Genomic DNA, 16462 nt, shown 5'->3' with positions numbered 1-16462 from the left:
GGATATCGGGTGCCCGCCGGGTCAGCTGCGGGGGCGCCGCCAGCGGGGCAGGTGCTGTTCGGCGGCGATGACACGGTCGTGGGCGGCGAGGTAGTCGTCGGACTCGGGGCGGTCCCGGCGGCTGATGCGAGCGAGGTTGTCCTTCGCGTCCCGGTAGGCGGCGCGATCCTCCGCATCACCGGCGATCTTGCTGAACCAGCCCATGGCGGGCTCCCTTCACGATGACCGGGACTGTCCCGGCTCCCCTCACCGTCCGTGCGAGACGGGCGGATCGGGCAGCAGGTCAGGCGTGCTTGGGCTTCCAGGTGCCGTTGTTCGCGGCGTTCAGTTCGTCGAGTGCTTCGTCGGCGGTGTCACCCATGCGGGCGGCCATCCCGTGTTGACCAGCAGCCTTCAGGTCACGCTGTGCGCCGCGGGCAGATGCCACGTCGGCCTTGATGTCGGTCTTGAGCTGCTCGTCGGAGAAGGTTCCGGCTTTGAAGAAGTGGCGGGCAGAGGACACGGGCGCTCCTTTCAGCTCCAGCCGGGCTGTCCGGCCGCCGCACCCCACACCCGGGCAGGCGTGTGGAGCACAGCGGGCGGACAGGGGTCAGTGAGGGGTGGCGGGCAGGCGGTCGTCGTAGCAGGGGCCCTGGACATGCTTGGACCGCACGCCGTAGGGGCGGCGCAGCAGCCACACCTCGGGCTCGGCCGTGTAGTCGATCGTGTAGCCGTCGTTCATGCGGACGTACAGGTCGCGCGATGCCTGAACGGCCTCGTCGGGGCTGGCGGCCCGGAAGTAACGGCTGACCAGGCCTTCGGGCTTGACGGGCCAGGTCACGGAGTAGTACTGGGAACCGAACATGATCACTCCTTGGAGGTTGTCTGTCATCGACGGTCAGCGCGGGTTGGCGACGAGCACGAACACGGTGAAGGCGATCAGCGCGACGATCGCGAGCATCGACGCGACGATCAGGACGTAGACCACGGGTCAGACCTCCCCGGCAGGCAGCTGCGCGAGGTAGTCGCGGATCTCGGCGTCGCTGAGGCCGTGGCCGTGCGCGTTGGCCTGGTAGCCGTCGAAGCAGGCCTGCTCGGTGGCCGTCAGCGGGTGCCCCTGCCGCTCGCGGGCCTCCTTCAGGCCGATCGCAACAGCCGCCCAGTGCAGGGCGTCAGTCTGGGCATCGGTGAGAGTGCGGGTCATGTCGATCATTCCTCTCGGGGTCTGGTCAGGGATCGAACAGAGTCAGCGACGGAAGAGCCGGCGCCAGGACCGGCGTCGCTGAGGATCCGAGTCGCTGACGCCGCCCATTTCCGCGGCGATAATGACGGCCTCCGCCTCAGCGATCACGAGGGCGGCGTCGCTGGTGTCGACGTCGTCGTCGGACTCGGGGTGGCAGGTCGCGGCGAGCCGCAGCCTGTCGACATCGGCGCGCGACAGGACGACCTCGCCAACGAGACGCCCACTCATCGCGCGGACGGTCAACCGGACGGCCCGGTCGCTGTCGGGGCTCATCGACCGCAGCGCCTCATGCAGCTCGATCGCAGGCCGCTCGTCGTGGTCCAAGGTGGCCATCACGCCTCACCTGCCCCGTCATGCGACCCGGCCGGGCACTGGTCCGCCCAGCAGCGGTGCACGCGGCAGGCAGCAGGCGTGTCCTGGAACAGCGCGTGCCACAAGTCATCCGACATCGACAGGGCCGGACGACGGACATAGGTCGCCTCATCATGGGCACGGACATCCGCCGCCGACATGGACGGAGACACAGTCACGGTCGCCATCACGCCACCACCGCAGGGGTGCTGAACGCGCGGATCTCATCCATCAGGCGCGGACCGTCGGGGGTGGCCCAGTCCAGGTCGATCGCAGCGAGGATGACCTCGGTCATCGCGTCACGGTTCCCGGCCGACCAGGCGGCACGGAACTCAGTCAACAGCCGCAGCCGGTCCGCGTCCGGGTCGGCGGGGAACGTCTGCTGTACGGCGGTCGCCATCCACAGGACGCCGACCGTCACCGGGTCCCCGCTGGCCGAACCCAGGGCGGCAAGCTCGGACGGCACCATATCGAGCTGCGCGAGGACCGCACGGGCGACGTCGGGCAGGTGCGGGTCATTGGGACGGACACCGAGGCCAAGCATGCGGGCGAACGTCTGACCGCCCCGCATCCTGAACGCGTCCGCACGGTTCGCCGGATCCCAGCCGATCGCCCGGTCACAGCCGACCGGCAGACGACGCCGGTCCACCTGGGCGAGGTAGCCCTCAGCCGCCTCCCGCAGCTGCTCGCGACGCCCCGACGACATGCCGTCGAGGGCGGCCAAGGCGTGACGCAACTGACGGGACAGAGCGCGGCTCGGGGCCAGCGACGCGGCGTCCGGGGCCGGGGCGCCAGTCGCGCGGCGCAAAGGTTCATGCGCGGCAGCACGGGCGAGAGTCAGGGTGTTCATGATCAAGCCGCCTCTTCAGTCGGGGTGATGAGGGAGTCGTTGAGGTATGCCGCGACGGCGGAGGCAGGGATACGGAGTCCGCGCTTTCGGAGTCGTCCCTCGCCGATCCGGTGGGCACGAAGCGCTCCGGAGTCCGCGAGGCGGTAGACGGTTGAGACGTGGACGTCCAGTCGTTCCGCTACCTGCTTGGCGCGCAGCATCGGCTCAGCAGGTTCGTCCTCAACGGCGGGTGCTTCGCGGCACACGAGATCTCCTTCGGGCATGGGTGGGTTGTATCGGAATGTCCTCTCCGGAGAACCATCCCGTTGAACCCAGTGAAGCCTACTTCTCCGGAGAAGACAAGCTCGCTCTACGGGCACGATTCGCGGGCCCATCCGGGTACGAAGAAGCCCCCAGCCCAATAGGGCTAGGGGCCGAAGGAGGCAGCCAAGGTCAGGAGGAGAAGACGTACTCCAGGATGTAGTTGGAACCATCCAGGGTCATCTCATTGACCTCAACGACACGACCATCCTGGTCCGCCGCTAGGCGCAGGATCTGGAACACTGGAGTCCCGGGGCCAAGCTGAAGATCAGCTGCCTCTTGCGGGCTGGGCATCCTGGTGCGCACCTCCTCTTTGAAGCGCGTCGGCCTATGCCCGATCTCTTCCAGTCGGGCATACATGCCGCCGGGGCCGGTGTCTGGTTCCATGATTCGCGTGCCTCGGGCTAGCGACATGGGCAGATGCGACACAGCGGTTTGGATCAGCTTGCCCTCGACGTAGAAGCGGCGGCTACGGCAGCACATCGGCTCATTGACGCCAAGGAGCCGGACCACATGCTCAGGGGGGTCCACCTCGGCAACGTCTACCTCCACGCGTCGCGGGCGGTCCTCTAGATCGATATCCCAGATGGACCGCCCGGCGTGCCAGACCTCGGAGGAGAGGCGCTGCACGGCCGGCCGTCTGATGGGACGGAACTCGCGGACAGTGATGCCGACGCCCTGGCGACTCTCGGTAAGCCCTTCGGAGCGGAGGACATCGAGGGCCTGGCGGGCCGTGGAGCGGGCCACGTCATGCGTCTTCATGAGCGTGTTTTCGCCCGGGACGGTAGCCCCTGGGGGCAGCTCGCCACTCTCAATCTTCGCGCGCAACTCGTCCGCGATCTCCTGGTAGCGGCGCGGCTCGCGCTGCGGCTTGGTAGGCAAAGCACCTCCTTGATCGGCTTCTCCAGAGATGCTAGTCGCGACCTCTGGCTGAATGCGAACTGTGCGAAACGCTTGTGGTTCTACGGAGAAGCGGGCAGACTTCCAGAGAATCACCGCTCTACGGAGAAGCGTAGAGGGACAACCCCTACATGCGAAGGGATGCCCGTGAGCGCACCCCCTGAGCGCACCGCGCTCTACCGCCTCTACGACACCGGCGGCACGCTGCTGTACGTCGGGGTCACTAACGACCTCAGGCGGCGAAGCGAGATCCACAGCAACAACCAGTCTTGGTGGCATCTCGTCGCAGGACAGCACGTCGAGTGGTTCCCGCACCGGCGCGCCGCAGAAGCTGCCGAAGTGACCGCTATCCAAGATGAGTCACCCCGCTTCAACATCGACCACGCACGGAACCCCCGGTACGGCCGAGACAACTACGACGACACTGCCGACCGGCGCCGGGTGAAACGACTGCTTCGGAGGGACGCGAAGAAGAACTACTTCTACATCGGACGCACAGTGCACAGCGCTGCACTCGCCGAGCGGTACGAAGTCTCCGTGCGAACCGTGCTGTCGGAAATGGAGCGCGGGAACGAGGGCTGCTTCACCAGCCTCCGCAGGAGGATCACGGTCCTGCGGTCTCCGAAGTTCTAGAGATCTCGGCGCCTCTGCGCTCATCCGCGCACGTGAAAGGCCGGGCGGTCATCACCCGCCCGGCCAGTTCGACCAGTGGCTGTCACCGCTGATCTGTGATCCATCCAGTGAAAGAAGGAGTCGTCATGGAGTCTACGACCCGTGCTGCCTTAGCGCAGCCCTCTCTGTCCCCCGGCGTCCGCCTTGTCCCCGCCTTGGTTCACGGCCAGCGGGTCTGGCTGGAATGCGAATCATGGTGCGTCCTGGATCATGTCGCTGAGAATGAGCGGCATCTGGAGGATGTCGCGCATGCGGGGCCGATGACGGATCTGGTGGTGCCGGGGGGTGAGCCGGATTATCGGCTGTTGGCGCATGCCTGCCTCTGGTCGGACAACTTCGCGCCGCGTCCTGAGGACCGGGTGCCGGTGGTGGTGATCGATGACGGGTCGGAGGGGCATCACCTGTCGCCTGGGGAGGCGGAGGAGTTCGCCGATCGGTTGATCGCGTTCGCGGTGGCGGTGCGGGCTCTGGGCCGGGCTGCTGGGGCTTGATGTTCCCCCTGGTTGTCCCCGGTTCATTGTGGCTGGGGCTGCTTGTCGGTGCGGGGTGGGCTCGTGCCGGGTCTCAAGGTGGAGGTGTTCATGCTCAGCAATTGTGATCATGAGTGGGTTCCGTGGAGTGGTCAGCCTCGGTGTCGGAAGTGTGGTGAGACGCAGGGCTGATTGCGTTCGGTGACCGGGTGGGGGGCTGCTTGTGCAGTCCCCCATTGTCGTTGGAGGGTGGCGCCATGGAGCGCTGGGAGTGGGATGGGCTGCCGGGTGTGGTGCGGGCTGCGGTGGAGGACCGTACTGGTCTGGTGGCGGATGTCGTGCCGGTGACGGCTGGGTTGACGTGTTCGTTCGCTGCGGGACTGCGGACGAGCTCGGGCCGGCTGTTCGTGAAGGGTGTTCGGGTTGGCGACGCGGCGGGCATGGCGGGTCAGCGTATGGAGCGGGTCGTTCATCCCCTGGTGCAAGGCCTGAGTCCCGGTTTGCGTTGGCGGGTGCGGGCGGGTGGCTGGGAGCTGTTGGGCTTCGACTGGGTCGAGGGGCGGCATGCTGAGCTGGGTCCGGGGTCGTCGGATGCCGCGCTGGTTGGCGAGGTGCTGGTGGCCGCGTCGGCGGTGGGGGTGCCGGAGTGGCTGACGGTGCCGCGGCTTGCAGCTCGTCTGGCTCCGCACCTGGAGACGGCGGAGGCGGCTCTGCTGTGGGGGGACACGTTGTTGCATACGGATACGAACCCGCACAATCTGCTGGTCGACGGCGCCAGGGCGTGGCTGGTGGACTGGGCGATGCCCGCGAAGGGTCCGGCGTGGGTGGATGCGGCGTACACGGCGGTGCGGCTGATGGAGGACGGTACGGCGCCGGTCGAGGCGCTGGAGTGGTTGGAGCAGTTCCCGGTCTGGCGGGAGGCTGATCCGGCTGCGGTGGCCGCGTTCGTTGTGGGGACCTGCCGGGCGTGGGAGGCGATTGTCGGGCCGGTGGACTGCCTGCCGAGCAATCGGCGGTTCGAGGAGCTGCTGGCCGCGGTCCGGGCTTAGCGGCAGGGAAGTCCTGTCCCTCGACCGGGTGATGATCTGTCACGAGTAGGCAACTGCGTGCGTGATGTGCCGGTGTCACTGGGATGCTCCGGGTCTCAACAAGGTGAGCCTCTGGGGGCAACATGGCTTTTCAGGATCCGGATGGGCAGGCTGCGAGACCGCCTCGGAGGCGGCGCAGGTGGCCGTGGATTGTCGGTGGGATCGTCGCGTTCTTCGTGGTGGTCGGGATCATCGGGGCGGCGACGGACAGCGGGAAGAAGGGCGATGACGCGAAGCCGGCGCCTGCGGGGACGGTGGCCGCGCCGTCTGAGTCGGCGGCTGCGTCGAAGCCGGCGCCGGAGGTGAAGCCGTCAGCCTCGGTGAAGCCAAAGCCCAAGGCGAAGCCGGTGGCGAAGGTCGTTCTGTCGGAGTCAGGTAGCGGGGTCAAGTCGACGGCGAAGTTCCACGTCGACGGCGACTGGGACCTGAAGTACAGCTACGACTGTTCGAGCTTCGGTATGCAGGGGAATTTCGTTGTCCAGGAAGGTGGCGGCGCGCTGGGGGCGATCTACCTGAATGAGCTGGGGAAGTCGGGTGCGGACACGACGCATCTGCATGATGGCGGCACCCGCTTCCTGGAGATCAACTCCGAGTGCAAGTGGAAGATCACCGCGATCGACGTGCCGTAACGCCCCCTGGATACAGCGAAGCGCCCCCGACCGTGTGGTCGGGGGCGCTGTTGCGCGGCTGCCGCAGCAGGCGCGCGGCTGGAGCCATCAGCCAGGGGCATCGAGCGAGGTACCCGCATCCACGGTAGCGGCCCTTGATGCCGCCGCAGGGCTTGGCCGGGGTTCTCGCGCGGTTTTGAACCAATCCGCGACCGGGGGAGTTCGTTGGCCGCGGCCGGCTCTCTCCCGGTCAGGACCGGTGGCGGATGTGGTCGAGGTCTGCGTCGAGGACCGCCAGGTCGGGGTGGTCGCGTAGTTGTTGAAGGAGGGCCAGGCCGTCGATGGTGCCGTCCGACAGGTCCGCGGCGCACGCATTGTCGGCTGCGGTGAGACGCTCGCGTACAGCCAGCGCCGGAACGGGGTGTTTCCGGGGCGCGGTGGGGGTATGCGGGTGGCGGTTCAACTGTCGCCGATGATCCCGAGGGTGAGGAGTCGGTAGCCCATCACCATCTCACTGACGTCGAACTGGTCGGCGAGGATGGTGACGAGCTGGGCGGCCGTCTCGAACTGGGTGTCGGCGGCGTGTCGGCGGACGGCGGCCTCCGGCATCAGGAGGGCGCCGGCGAACCGGTTGGCCTCCGCCTCTTCGCGGTCGGTGGGCAGGCTGGTGAGGGGGCCGTGGGCGGTGCGGTCGGTGATGTCGAGGATCAGGTCGCGGCGGCGGTGGAGGCGGGCGTGGCCGATGATGTGGGCGAGCGCGAACCGCTGGCTGGCGCGTGGGCGTTGTGGGTTGAGGCCGATCGCTAGCTGCCCGTCGCGGCGCAGGAGCATGCCGGACAGTTCCATGGCTCCGGGCTGGCGGACGACCATGATTCCCAGGGCTTTGGCGGCCTTGTCGGGGTTGATGGGGAGGTCGGTGAGGCCGAGCTCGTCGGCGAGGGTTCGGGCTGTCAGGTCAGCTCGGGACATGGATCACCTTCCTTCGCCCGTACCGATGATCGCGGCTGCAACGGCGATCCATCCCTTGTGCCAGGACTGGTCCATGAGGTAGCCGGCGCCGGGATCGCGTTGGAGCCAGCCTGCGTGCCCAGTGTTGGCGGCGAGCTTGACGATGCTTCGGGGTTCGGGGTCGCGCCAGTGGCCGCCTTGCCGGTCGGCGATGTAGTGGGTGGCGGCGGAGATGGCGAGGCCGAGGGTGGCGCGCCGCCAGTTGAGGCGGAGTCCGAGGAGCCGGTTGGTGGCGTACAGGGCTGCGGCCTGGGTGGCGGTGTAGGTGGCGACGTGGGCGGCGCAGGCACGGACGCCTTCGGGACCGGGCCGGCCCTTGGCCAGGGCCAGTCGGTCCGTCAGAATCCAATGATCGCCAACGTCGTGTCCCGCGAGGAGCGCGACGTATGCACCAAGAGTACGTTCGGCTTGAGACATTAGATCTCCTTCTTGGAGTGATAGGCGGCTAGCGAACGTGCGCGACCGCATGCCCGGCGTGGTGCCCGTGTCGGTGGGCCCAGCGGGTGAGGGCGACAGCGGCACGGCCGACCAGGCGGGCGATCATGAGGCGCCCCCTCGCCGTATGCCGATGACGATCTGCTCGCCGCAGAGGTCGAGGATCCGGTCGGCCCAGTCGAGGCTGATCGGGGAACGCCCGGTGAGCATCATCGACATGTGCTTGGTGGACACGCCGAGCTGGCGGCAGGCTTCGGCCTGGCTGATCCCGGCATTGTTGAGTGCGGCCCGGACCTGGGTGCGGAGGTCGTCCTCGGTGGTCACGGCGTCCCGTCCCGTCCGTTGAGCCGCTGTCGGATCCATTCGGCATCGGATTCGGCGACGTGCGCGCCTGCACTGCGGGCGACGATTATGTGCATCGGCTGGCCGTCGCCGTCTCGCGCCTCGGCGACCCAGGCACTCCAGGGCTGGCTGCCCCCGTCCGGGCGTCGGTGACCGTCGGGGCAGTGCGGGCAGCCGGGGTCCTGTTCGGGCTGGTCAATCACGATGTGGCTGCCGTTCCGTTGAGGGCGTCGAGGACGGCGGCCGCGCAGGCGTCGGTGCCGTCTTCGTGGTCGTGGAGGTAGTCCTGGGCGGCTGCGCGGGCCCGGGTGAGCCGGGTGTCCATGTCGCTGGCGGCCTGGAGGTGTTCGCAGCTGTCGAAGTGCGGCGGCCAGCCTTCGGTCAGCCACGCCGGTGCGACACCGTGGTCGGTCCAGCTGCAGTGGCGCTGCCCGATCTCGTAGCCGTGCCGCGCCCAGGACCGGGCCTCAGCTAGGTCGGCTTCGGCCTGTTCGGCGCGTTCGTGGTCGCGGTGGCTGGCGTCGAGCATGCGGGCGCACGAGACGCAGGTGGTCTCCCAGTTGATCGTGTTCTCGTACTCGGTGAGCGCCGCCAGCTCGGGCCGTAGGGCGTCTAGCGCGGCGTCTGCGTGGGCGAGCCACACGGACCGTAGGTGATCCCATTCCCGGCCGTCAGCGAGGAACGCCTTCGAGCCTGCATGCCCGGCGAGGGATTCGGCGACCCGCTGGCGGAACGGAGCGCTGGTCACCGGGTGTCGGTGGAATCCGTGTTCACGACAGAAGCCCTCCTTGCCGCTGCAGGGTGGCAGTTCGATCGATCCGGCTGCTGTGTGCTGGGGTATCCAGGCTGCGGCGTTCTCGCTGTTGATAGCCGCCTGTGCCGCACGGATTTCGGCAGCGCACTCAGCTTCGGGGTCCATCCGAGCCGCAGTGAAGTGATGCCGAATCCGGGCGTCGGCATAGCCCCAGGCAATGTCGGGCTGCCCTGCTTGTGTGGCTTGTCCGCCGCCCGCACAATCGGCGCAGGGGTCGGCGTTGTCGCAGCCGGGGTCGCATCCGATCCGATCAACGCTGGCCGCGGGCTTGTTCGCCACCGTCCACTGGTCGCAGTCTGTGCCGGGCAGGACGTGCCGTATGCCGCCGCGCGGGTCGTCGACGTCGCCGTGCCACCGCGGGATGAGGTGCAGGTGGGCGTGGTCGATGGTCCGTCCGGCGGCCCGGCCTTCGTTGACGCCGATGGTGTAGCCGTCGGGGTGGTGCTGGTCGTCGATGCGCGCACGGATGGCCTTGAGGAGCCAGTGCATGTCGGTGATCTCGTCGGTGGTGAGGGCGAAGAACGATTCGACGTGGCGTTTCGGGACGATCTCGGCGTGGCCGGGGGCGGCCGGGTAGTTGTCCCAGCGGGCGAAGCACGTCGCGTTCTCGGCCATGATCCGGTTCGCCTCGGGGTCGGCCTGACGGCAGAACAGGCAGTCGGCGGGCGGATGTTCGCCGGGTCGCGCGGCTGCATCCGTGCTGGTCGGCGCATTGCTCGGGGCTGCCGCCATGAAGCTGCCAGCCGCCGCATCTTCGGCCTGGTCGAGCGCTCCGAAGAACCCGAGAATCGCCTGCTGGTTGAGTACGGCGGCTGTGTTGGGCGGGTGGATCGCGTCGACGACCCGGCTGATCAGGTCCATGCGGGCCGGGAACGGCAGGGTCCGGTGGTGGGCGTCGAGGGCCTGCTCGACTGCGAGGTGCACAAGCTGGCGGGTCTGGTCACGGTCGGGCTGGCTGGGGCGGCAGGTGACGGCGGCCGGGTCCTCGGTGATCCGGTCCGTGCGCGGCACTTCGAACGGGGTTCGCTGGCAGCACGGCAGCAGGCCGCTGCCATCAGGCGGGCAAGCGTGGACGGTCTCGGGCTGGTCGGTCATGCCGCCTCCTCGGGCGCGTCGGGCTCGGCCTCGGCTCGGAGGCTCGGTAGTGCGGGGATCGTGCGGGAGAGCCAGGAGCCGGGCTCGGTGGTGAAGTGCGGGGCGGGGCTGGTCGTCCACCAGGAGCGGACGGCGCGGGTGGTGACGGTCTCGCCGCTCCGCTTGTCGACGTACTGAACGTCTCGTTCGCCGGTCTCGCGGACGGTGGTCCGGCCGCGCTTGCAGCCGTCCGGGTAGTCGTTCCAGTTGATTTCCCTCTCCGCCCAGAGGAGGCCTTGCATGGCGCTGCTGTTCACGCCGTGGAGGCGCTTGTGCGGGAAGTGAGTTTGGGCGGCCATGGAGATGCTGTTCCGGACGGCGTCGCGCTGCCGCCACAGGAAATAGTTCGCGACCTCAACCGGGTCGTTGATGGTGAAGACGCGGGCGTCGAAGAGGGCGCGTCGGCCGGGGCGGCGTTCGTTGAGGACGGCGGTCGCCAGGGAGGCGGCTATCGAGACTTGCTTGGCGATCACCCCGCCGAACCACGGTTCGCTGCTCAGGCTGGCGAAGTCGGTGATCAGGACGCTGATCTCGTCGGACTGCGTGTACGCGAAGACCGCACCACTGATCTCCGTGCAGAGGGCCGCGGCGACCGCGTCCATGTCGGCCATGAAGCCCTCATCGAACGGCTTGTCGGCGCCGCGCAGGTAGCTGTGAAAGGCGCGGCCGTCAACGCGCAGCAGCGTGTAAGTGCGGCGGGGCAGGAAGTTGCGATGCGCGGTCTCGTAGCCCTTCATCCTGTCGCCGAGGGCGGTCTTGTCGCTCACAGGTACCTCTCGTTCTCGATGTCGGTGATCTCGTTGGGCCACGCGATGTGTTGGGCTCGTCGGGTGGCGGGCCAGGAGCCGTGTTTTGCGGCGAGCCAGAAGACGTAGCCGGGCACGTCGTAGCTGGTCTCGGGTTCGTTGTCGCTGAGGCGGTGCAGGTAGAGGAAGGCGCGCTCGTCGGCGTCGAGTTGCGTGTCGTCGGCGTAGGGGCATTCCCTGCAGCCGCGTGGGAGGCGGCAGGATTCGACGCCCTGGCAGGGCTGCGGGGTGGTCACGGGGCGCCATCATGGCGCGAGGCCCGTGAAGGCCCCCAGGAGGGACGTACAGCCTCCTGACCCTCCCGGGGACCCACTGGCGGGCGTTGAGGCGCCCTGAGGGCCGTCTGTGGCCTCGCGCGGGGTGCGCTTCAGGTTCCCGGGGCGTGCCGTCACGGCTTCACCTCCGTCTCGACGGTGAACGAGATGACGATCTCGTCGTCCGTAACCTTGAAGCGGAGCGCGTCATCGGCGAGCGAGACCGACTCCGTCAGCCCGTGCTGCCGCTGGTACTCCGCTGCGGCAGCGTTGAGGGCAGCCCGAACGTCCCCGAGGAAAGCGCCCCACGGTTCGGCGGCCGGGACGATCCATTCGCGGCGGGTCGACGTGATCGTGCGGCTCGTGTACGTAGCCATCAGGACTCCTGTTCGCTGCTGATCGGCTCAAGGAACGTCGCGGCCGGCGGGAGGCGTCGGGCCGGCTGCACCTCGACCGCGTCGGCGTCCTCGGCCAGATCCCCGGACGGCCGGGTCTCCCCCAGGCACAGGGTCGGCTGACGGCTGGCGAGCTCCGTCAGCGCGGCCCGGCGCCGCTCGGTGAGGGTCTTGCTGGGCGTGCCCCGGGCTTGCCTCCTGCGCGCAGCCCGGTTGGGCTTGAGGTCAGGGGCGTCGTCGTCGACAACCCGCTCGACCATGCGGAGTTCGGTCTCCCAGTGGGTGCCAGGCTTGCCGGCCTTCTCGCCACGCGGGGCGGACGACGGGCCACTCATGACGTCCTCCTGCGGCGGCGGTCGCGTGCACTCAGGCCGCCCCACACTGCCCACGGATCATCACCGGCGTCGTCGAGGCACTCCCGCCAGACCGGGCAGTGCCGGCACACGGCCTTGGCGGCGGCGATGCCGGGTTCGGTGGCGTCGTAGAACAGCTCCGGGTCCTCCTCTCGGCAAGCAGCCTGCAGAACCCAGCCGCGTTCACCGACGGGCCGTTCAGGCACTCGGGCTGTGGTCCAGTGGGGGCTGCTGCGGCGGATCCCGGTGCCGCGTCCGGGGCGCCCGGCCAGGATGTCGATCACCTGGACGGTCAGGCGGACCTCGATCAGGGCCCGGCTCACGGCTGGCTCCCGTTGATCAGGCGGGCGACGGCGAGGGCGGCGGACCAGGTGTTGTGGTCCCGGTCGTCCATGGGTCCGTCTACGGCACTGGCGGCGAATCCGCCTGCCTCGGTCATCTCGACGTTGACGCGCTCCAGCAGCCGGGCGAGCGCCGCCCCGACCACGGGGTGCATGGCGGCGATGTACGAGGCGTCCGCCCACACATTGCGGGCCTCATCCCAAGGCTGCTGGCTCATGGACGGCAGCCAGGCCCGGAGGTCGGTGTCGTTGCCCTCCCCCGAGAGGACGGTCGCGGCGTGGCCGTACTGCCCGAGGTGAGTGTCGTGGCTGCGCCATGGGCCAGGCGTGGCCGTAGCGGAGAGGACCCGCAGCTTCTCGGCTGCGGTGCGGAGTTCGTCGGCGGGCGTGGGTGTGGTGGTCATCGGGTCGTCTCCTCGGACTGGTTGGCTCGGTGCAGCAGCACAACTGCATGGCAGTAGTCGGGTTCGCCGGGCTCGGGTGTCGGGCACCAGCACATGAGGTCCCGTCCGCCGAGTTCGGCGCGGAGTTCGGTGAGCGTTGCCGGGTCGTACTCGTAGAGGCCGAGCGGCCCGGTGTGGAGGTCAAAGAGACGGCTGGCGAAGAAGAGCGCCATGGGCTTGTCGTTGCGGGCGAACGTCTGCGGTTCGTCGCGGAGGCTGCGGCTGCGGTCGCCGGTGTCGACGACCCGCCAGCGGTCGCCGTTCCGGTCGACGGCGAACGGGTTGCCCCATCGGGTGCCGCGGCCGACGTACACGGGCTTGCGGCCCTGGGCGTCGAGTGGCGCGGTCCAGCCAGCGGTGCGCTTGCGCTGGATACGGGTCGGCATCAGGCCCTCCCCGGCCAGGCTGCGGCCTGGACGGCGAGGCGGCGGACCGCTTGCTCAAGCGTGCTGGAGTTGGGGTGGATCTCAATGACCCGGGTCTCGGCGGCGGGCTCGGGTTCGACGCCAACCCGCGCCGCGATCCTGCCGACCTTCGTGGTGAACACGGTTTCGGCGTCGGTGGTGAGGCTGGCGAGGGCGACGAGCGCGGTGACCGCGACATCGGCGAGTTCGGCCTCAAGGTCGGCCTGGGTGTGGGTGGTGCCTTTGCGGGGGTTCTGGCCGGTCATGCCGATGTACGCGGCACTGGCCTCCCCCGCCTCCTCGGCGATCTTCATGATGCGCATCGCCATCTCGTGCGGGTCGCGGCCGTTCTCGGCATCCAGCCACGCGGTCAGGGCGCGGATCGTCGGCCACAGGTCATTCGTCATGGATCTTCCTTTCGGGGTTGGGTTCAGGGCTTGGTGACGGCGAGACGGCGACGGCCGCCGCCGGGCTGCTGCTCGTGTACGACGCTGTAGCCGCGGGATTCCAGGAGCGCGGCATAGACGGCCAGCTGCTCCTGCTCGCCGTCGCCATCGTGGAAGACCCGGACCAGGCGGCGGTCCCCCTGGGTCACGCGATAGCCGGGAGCCCAGCCGGTCTGCTGGTCGAAGGCGGACAGTTCGAATCCGGCGTAGGCGAGCATGGCGTCCACGTCGCGGGCACGAATGAGGCGGGACATCAGCAATCAAGGTCCTCTCGGGGTTGAGGTGTTCGGGCTAGGCGGGCTGGAGGCAGGTGGCGGCTGCGACGCTCAGGCAGATCACGGCAGCCACCACCAGCCACGGGATCAAGGCGCGCATCAGCAGGTCTCGGAGCAGGCGACGGTGCGGCAGCCCGCGTCGATGTAGCAGCCGTGGACGCAGCGCGGCCGGTTGTAGTGCGGCTCCTCGTCACGGCGTGGGGCTCGACGGACGGGCATGGTGGGCCGCTTGTGCCAGCCATCTGGTTCGTCCTGCGTGTCCGAGTCCCAGGCCGCCACGGCGCTCGCCACGACCTGGGGGTCGCGGGGGTAGCACCAACCGTGGTCGTAGCCGAAGCTGCCGGTCTCCTCGCGTGGGACTGCGATCAAGCGGATGTTGAAGCCCTGCCACAGCCACAGATACCGGTGACCGTCATCGGCGGCGAGCTCGTAGCCCTCCCAGTGATCGTCGTAGATCGGCTCCGGGTGGTGGATCATCACGACGCCTCCCCCGCCTCGGGGAGGATCCGCAGCACGGAGTTCGTGGTGCGCTGTGCGAGGCGGAGCGTCAGGTCGGGCATCAGCGCCCGCCGCCGCGCCATCCGCTCCCGGGCGACGTCCGGGTCGTCCATAGGGCCGCTGGCGCCCTCCCAGGTGCCGTCCGGCTGCCGGGACAGGACGACGTACCCGACGGTCTCGCTGGACTCGACGATGCTCGCATCGTCCGCCGCCTCCTGGTCGCTGCTGGCGTCGATGCCGAGGAGGTACACCGGGTCCATCGGCGGGCGCTTGGCCGGGGCGTCCTGCTGCTGCGCCTCAGCGGCCAGGCGGCGCAGCTCGTCGACGCGCTCGTGGATGGCGTCCCAGGGTGCGCCGGTGCCGAGATTGAGAGCCTGCGACAAGGCGAGACGGTTCTCCCGTGCCGCTCGAACGAGTCGCCTGATCGTCTCCAGGGCTTCTGCGGGCTCCATGCAGTCGCCGCAGTCGCAGTCCTGGCACGCGTCCTCGAAGTGCAGCCGCACGGGGTGGCCGCAGATGCACATGGTCACGTCGGCGGGCGCGGGCAGCGCGACCGGGGGTTCGGTGGGCTGCTGCGCCAGGGAGAGGCGGCCATCGGCAGTCACGGTCGCCTTGTGCGCGGCTGCCGCCTCCTCGATGCGGTCCTTGAGATCATCGAAGTCAGGCCTCGCCAGATCGAACGCTTCGACGAGAATGTCGGCGGTGATGCGATCAGTCATGGTCATCTCCGGTGGGTTGTGGTGTTCTGGGATCCCAGCCCGGGCGGATACACGCCGCCCGGGCTGGACTTGCGAGGAGCGGGTCACGACCGGGCGGGAGTCCCGTGCCAGATCTGGCCGGACGGGTCGAGGTAGGCCAGCCCGTCATCGCCGATGAAGACCTCACCCACAGCACCGCAGTCGTTGCACTGGACACGGCGAGCCAACTCGGCCCGCAGGCGGCGGATCTCGGCGGCCAGGGCCGACACGTCGCCGCGAGCCCGGGCGATGAACTCGGCGTCGGCCTGGACCTGCGCCCAGTCCTCCTCGGCCGTCCACTCGCGGTGGGTGGGGTCGTTATCGAGGGGCTCCTCGTCGAAGCGGGCGACCGTCCGGCGGGCGCTGTAGCCGCAACCGGTTTCCTGAAGATCGGCGGCGATCTCAATCAGGCTGTTGCCGCCGTACTCGTAGGTACCCCAAGGGCCGGGGGTGGCTGCGCTGGCGCGGGCTTCGATCGCGTCGACATCGAGGGGCTGGGTGATGGTCTCGGGCATGCGGAGCTCCTTCGGGTTCGGTCGGGTCAGCAGTCGCAGTTGTCGGTCTTCTGCATGCAGTCGTCACAGCGCGGGCAGTCGCAGCCGCAAGCGCAGTCGGCATGCTCGGGACCGGAGCCGGTGCAGAAGCAGCCGGACTCCCCGCAGGGCTCGTTCGCGTAAGGGTCGTTGGACATGGGGGATTCCTTCGGGTCAGGTGTGGGTGCGGTGGTAGACCTCGGCCGCGGTACAGCCGTTGACGGTCACTGCGGGCGCGAGCCTGCGGGCGACGGCCAGCGCGTCGTCGTAGTCGCTGAAGTGCGTCGCCTGCCACTCACTGGGCTGCCAGATGCCATCCCCGCCGTAGTAGTCCGCGCCGTCATGGACGATCCAGCCGCCAGGCTTCAACTCGACGAACAGGGCGAACCCCTTGTGGACGCGGTCCAGCGGCAGCGACACGGTGTAGCGGGTGATCGTGACGATCGGCTCGGGGGTCTCTGTCACGACGGAGCCCCCAGCCCGGCGGCGACGCGGTGCTCCTCTGGGAGATCGGCGTCGCAGTAGAAGCCGATCGTCACGCACAGGCCGTGGTGCTCGACGACCTTCCAGACGGCGGTGCTGGTACAAGCCGGCTGACCAGCCTGCTCGCGGCGGTAGTTCGTGGTGCAGTCCGCCCAGTCGCTGTAGTCGGGCGCCAGCCAGCCATCGGGGCAGTGGAAGACGTGAACGTCGTTCACTAGCACTTCGGTCATTTCTGGTCCTCTCAATGGAGACTGATCACGAAGGTGGGAGCTGGCCGCAGGACGCGTTCCGTCGGGCCGA

Annotated in this window: 32 protein-coding genes; 4 read left to right on the top strand and 28 right to left on the bottom strand. The window is 68.8% G+C overall.

Annotated elements, in window-relative coordinates; translation table 11 throughout:
• Nucleotides 1-21: 21 nt before the first annotated feature.
• From ABZ404_RS04540 to ABZ404_RS04505, 8 genes are all read right to left on the bottom strand, one after another.
• On the bottom strand, nucleotides 22-204 hold the full coding sequence (locus ABZ404_RS04540) for a hypothetical protein (protein ID WP_358831351.1): 183 nt from the start codon (nucleotides 202-204) through the stop codon (nucleotides 22-24).
• Between the two features lie 79 nt (nucleotides 205-283).
• A complete protein-coding gene (locus ABZ404_RS04535; protein ID WP_358831350.1) occupies nucleotides 284-502 on the bottom strand; it encodes a hypothetical protein in 219 nt (72 codons plus the stop codon).
• 87 nt (nucleotides 503-589) lie between these two features.
• The gene (locus ABZ404_RS04530) at nucleotides 590-844 is read right to left on the bottom strand and encodes a hypothetical protein (protein ID WP_358831349.1); all 255 of its coding nucleotides are present in this window, start codon (nucleotides 842-844) and stop codon (nucleotides 590-592) included.
• A gap of 126 nt (nucleotides 845-970) precedes the next feature.
• Nucleotides 971-1183: a hypothetical protein gene (locus ABZ404_RS04525; protein ID WP_358831348.1), complete on the bottom strand. Its 213-nt coding sequence runs from the start codon at nucleotides 1181-1183 to the stop codon at nucleotides 971-973.
• A 42-nt stretch (nucleotides 1184-1225) separates the two neighbouring features.
• Complete coding sequence (locus tag ABZ404_RS04520; protein ID WP_358831347.1) at nucleotides 1226-1555, bottom strand: hypothetical protein; 330 nt, start codon at nucleotides 1553-1555, stop codon at nucleotides 1226-1228.
• A 205-nt stretch (nucleotides 1556-1760) separates the two neighbouring features.
• The gene (locus ABZ404_RS04515) at nucleotides 1761-2423 is read right to left on the bottom strand and encodes a hypothetical protein (RefSeq protein ID WP_358831346.1); all 663 of its coding nucleotides are present in this window, start codon (nucleotides 2421-2423) and stop codon (nucleotides 1761-1763) included.
• Between the two features lie 2 nt (nucleotides 2424-2425).
• Nucleotides 2426-2686: a helix-turn-helix domain-containing protein gene (locus ABZ404_RS04510; RefSeq protein WP_358831345.1), complete on the bottom strand. Its 261-nt coding sequence runs from the start codon at nucleotides 2684-2686 to the stop codon at nucleotides 2426-2428.
• A 169-nt stretch (nucleotides 2687-2855) separates the two neighbouring features.
• The gene (locus tag ABZ404_RS04505; RefSeq protein ID WP_358831344.1) at nucleotides 2856-3605 is read right to left on the bottom strand and encodes a GntR family transcriptional regulator; all 750 of its coding nucleotides are present in this window, start codon (nucleotides 3603-3605) and stop codon (nucleotides 2856-2858) included.
• A 165-nt stretch (nucleotides 3606-3770) separates the two neighbouring features.
• Here ABZ404_RS04505 and ABZ404_RS04500 point away from each other — a divergent pair, with 165 nt between their 5' ends.
• The 4 genes from ABZ404_RS04500 (at nucleotide 3771) to ABZ404_RS04485 (ending at nucleotide 6482) form a co-directional block, all read left to right on the top strand.
• Complete coding sequence (locus ABZ404_RS04500) at nucleotides 3771-4256, top strand: hypothetical protein (RefSeq protein ID WP_358831343.1); 486 nt, start codon at nucleotides 3771-3773, stop codon at nucleotides 4254-4256.
• Nucleotides 4257-4381: 125 nt separating this feature from the next.
• Entirely contained in the window at nucleotides 4382-4786 is a 405-nt protein-coding gene (locus tag ABZ404_RS04495; RefSeq protein ID WP_358831342.1) for a hypothetical protein, read from the top strand.
• A gap of 236 nt (nucleotides 4787-5022) precedes the next feature.
• On the top strand, nucleotides 5023-5814 hold the full coding sequence (locus tag ABZ404_RS04490; protein ID WP_358831341.1) for a phosphotransferase: 792 nt from the start codon (nucleotides 5023-5025) through the stop codon (nucleotides 5812-5814).
• Between the two features lie 215 nt (nucleotides 5815-6029).
• Nucleotides 6030-6482, top strand: a complete 453-nt coding sequence (locus ABZ404_RS04485) for a hypothetical protein (protein ID WP_358831340.1) — start codon at nucleotides 6030-6032, stop codon at nucleotides 6480-6482.
• A 229-nt stretch (nucleotides 6483-6711) separates the two neighbouring features.
• Here ABZ404_RS04485 and ABZ404_RS04480 read toward each other — a convergent pair whose 3' ends face one another.
• The 20 genes from ABZ404_RS04480 to ABZ404_RS04385 all read right to left on the bottom strand — a co-directional run bounded on the left by ABZ404_RS04480 (nucleotide 6712) and on the right by ABZ404_RS04385 (nucleotide 16392).
• Complete coding sequence (locus ABZ404_RS04480; protein WP_358831339.1) at nucleotides 6712-6924, bottom strand: hypothetical protein; 213 nt, start codon at nucleotides 6922-6924, stop codon at nucleotides 6712-6714.
• Nucleotides 6921-7430 (bottom strand): ImmA/IrrE family metallo-endopeptidase, encoded by a 510-nt coding sequence (locus ABZ404_RS04475; protein ID WP_358831338.1) that lies wholly within the window; start codon nucleotides 7428-7430, stop codon nucleotides 6921-6923. The genes ABZ404_RS04480 and ABZ404_RS04475 overlap by 4 nt, the downstream gene beginning before the upstream one ends.
• A 3-nt stretch (nucleotides 7431-7433) precedes the next feature.
• Nucleotides 7434-7886 carry a hypothetical protein gene (locus tag ABZ404_RS04470; RefSeq protein WP_358831337.1) on the bottom strand — a complete coding sequence of 151 codons (453 nt, stop codon included), beginning with the start codon at nucleotides 7884-7886 and terminating at the stop codon, nucleotides 7434-7436.
• A gap of 123 nt (nucleotides 7887-8009) precedes the next feature.
• Nucleotides 8010-8228 carry a helix-turn-helix transcriptional regulator gene (locus ABZ404_RS04465; protein ID WP_358831336.1) on the bottom strand — a complete coding sequence of 73 codons (219 nt, stop codon included), beginning with the start codon at nucleotides 8226-8228 and terminating at the stop codon, nucleotides 8010-8012.
• Nucleotides 8229-8445: 217 nt separating this feature from the next.
• Nucleotides 8446-10155 (bottom strand): HIT domain-containing protein, encoded by a 1710-nt coding sequence (locus ABZ404_RS04460; protein ID WP_358831335.1) that lies wholly within the window; start codon nucleotides 10153-10155, stop codon nucleotides 8446-8448.
• Entirely contained in the window at nucleotides 10152-10961 is an 810-nt protein-coding gene (locus ABZ404_RS04455; RefSeq protein WP_358831334.1) for a tRNA(His) guanylyltransferase Thg1 family protein, read from the bottom strand. The genes ABZ404_RS04460 and ABZ404_RS04455 overlap by 4 nt, the downstream gene beginning before the upstream one ends.
• Nucleotides 10958-11236, bottom strand: a complete 279-nt coding sequence (locus ABZ404_RS04450; protein WP_358831333.1) for a hypothetical protein — start codon at nucleotides 11234-11236, stop codon at nucleotides 10958-10960. The genes ABZ404_RS04455 and ABZ404_RS04450 overlap by 4 nt, the downstream gene beginning before the upstream one ends.
• A gap of 152 nt (nucleotides 11237-11388) precedes the next feature.
• On the bottom strand, nucleotides 11389-11631 hold the full coding sequence (locus tag ABZ404_RS04445) for a hypothetical protein (protein WP_358831332.1): 243 nt from the start codon (nucleotides 11629-11631) through the stop codon (nucleotides 11389-11391).
• Nucleotides 11631-11984, bottom strand: a complete 354-nt coding sequence (locus tag ABZ404_RS04440) for a hypothetical protein (protein ID WP_358831331.1) — start codon at nucleotides 11982-11984, stop codon at nucleotides 11631-11633. Before ABZ404_RS04440 ends, ABZ404_RS04445 begins: the two co-directional genes overlap by 1 nt.
• Nucleotides 11981-12172 (bottom strand): WhiB family transcriptional regulator, encoded by a 192-nt coding sequence (locus ABZ404_RS04435; protein WP_358831436.1) that lies wholly within the window; start codon nucleotides 12170-12172, stop codon nucleotides 11981-11983. Before ABZ404_RS04435 ends, ABZ404_RS04440 begins: the two co-directional genes overlap by 4 nt.
• Nucleotides 12173-12321: 149 nt before the next feature.
• A complete protein-coding gene (locus ABZ404_RS04430; protein WP_358831330.1) occupies nucleotides 12322-12747 on the bottom strand; it encodes a hypothetical protein in 426 nt (141 codons plus the stop codon).
• Nucleotides 12744-13172, bottom strand: a complete 429-nt coding sequence (locus ABZ404_RS04425; RefSeq protein ID WP_358831329.1) for a DUF4326 domain-containing protein — start codon at nucleotides 13170-13172, stop codon at nucleotides 12744-12746. Before ABZ404_RS04425 ends, ABZ404_RS04430 begins: the two co-directional genes overlap by 4 nt.
• On the bottom strand, nucleotides 13172-13597 hold the full coding sequence (locus tag ABZ404_RS04420; protein WP_358831328.1) for a MazG-like family protein: 426 nt from the start codon (nucleotides 13595-13597) through the stop codon (nucleotides 13172-13174). The genes ABZ404_RS04425 and ABZ404_RS04420 overlap by 1 nt, the downstream gene beginning before the upstream one ends.
• 23 nt (nucleotides 13598-13620) lie before the next feature.
• Entirely contained in the window at nucleotides 13621-13890 is a 270-nt protein-coding gene (locus tag ABZ404_RS04415; RefSeq protein WP_358831327.1) for a hypothetical protein, read from the bottom strand.
• A 120-nt stretch (nucleotides 13891-14010) separates the two neighbouring features.
• A complete protein-coding gene (locus tag ABZ404_RS04410) occupies nucleotides 14011-14388 on the bottom strand; it encodes a hypothetical protein (protein WP_358831326.1) in 378 nt (125 codons plus the stop codon).
• Nucleotides 14388-15128, bottom strand: coding sequence for a hypothetical protein (locus tag ABZ404_RS04405; protein WP_358831325.1), 741 nt, complete (start codon nucleotides 15126-15128; stop codon nucleotides 14388-14390). Before ABZ404_RS04405 ends, ABZ404_RS04410 begins: the two co-directional genes overlap by 1 nt.
• 83 nt (nucleotides 15129-15211) lie before the next feature.
• Nucleotides 15212-15661 carry a hypothetical protein gene (locus ABZ404_RS04400; protein ID WP_358831324.1) on the bottom strand — a complete coding sequence of 150 codons (450 nt, stop codon included), beginning with the start codon at nucleotides 15659-15661 and terminating at the stop codon, nucleotides 15212-15214.
• Between the two features lie 26 nt (nucleotides 15662-15687).
• Nucleotides 15688-15837, bottom strand: coding sequence for a hypothetical protein (locus tag ABZ404_RS04395; RefSeq protein WP_358831323.1), 150 nt, complete (start codon nucleotides 15835-15837; stop codon nucleotides 15688-15690).
• A 16-nt stretch (nucleotides 15838-15853) separates the two neighbouring features.
• Nucleotides 15854-16144, bottom strand: coding sequence for a hypothetical protein (locus ABZ404_RS04390; protein WP_358831322.1), 291 nt, complete (start codon nucleotides 16142-16144; stop codon nucleotides 15854-15856).
• Nucleotides 16141-16392: a hypothetical protein gene (locus ABZ404_RS04385; RefSeq protein ID WP_358831321.1), complete on the bottom strand. Its 252-nt coding sequence runs from the start codon at nucleotides 16390-16392 to the stop codon at nucleotides 16141-16143. The genes ABZ404_RS04390 and ABZ404_RS04385 overlap by 4 nt, the downstream gene beginning before the upstream one ends.
• Nucleotides 16393-16462 lie beyond the last annotated feature (70 nt).

The organism is Streptomyces sp. NPDC005878, from assembly GCF_040629815.1.
Taxonomy (GTDB): Bacteria; Actinomycetota; Actinomycetes; order Streptomycetales; family Streptomycetaceae; genus Streptomyces.
This window is presented reverse-complemented; position numbering and strand designations above follow the sequence as displayed.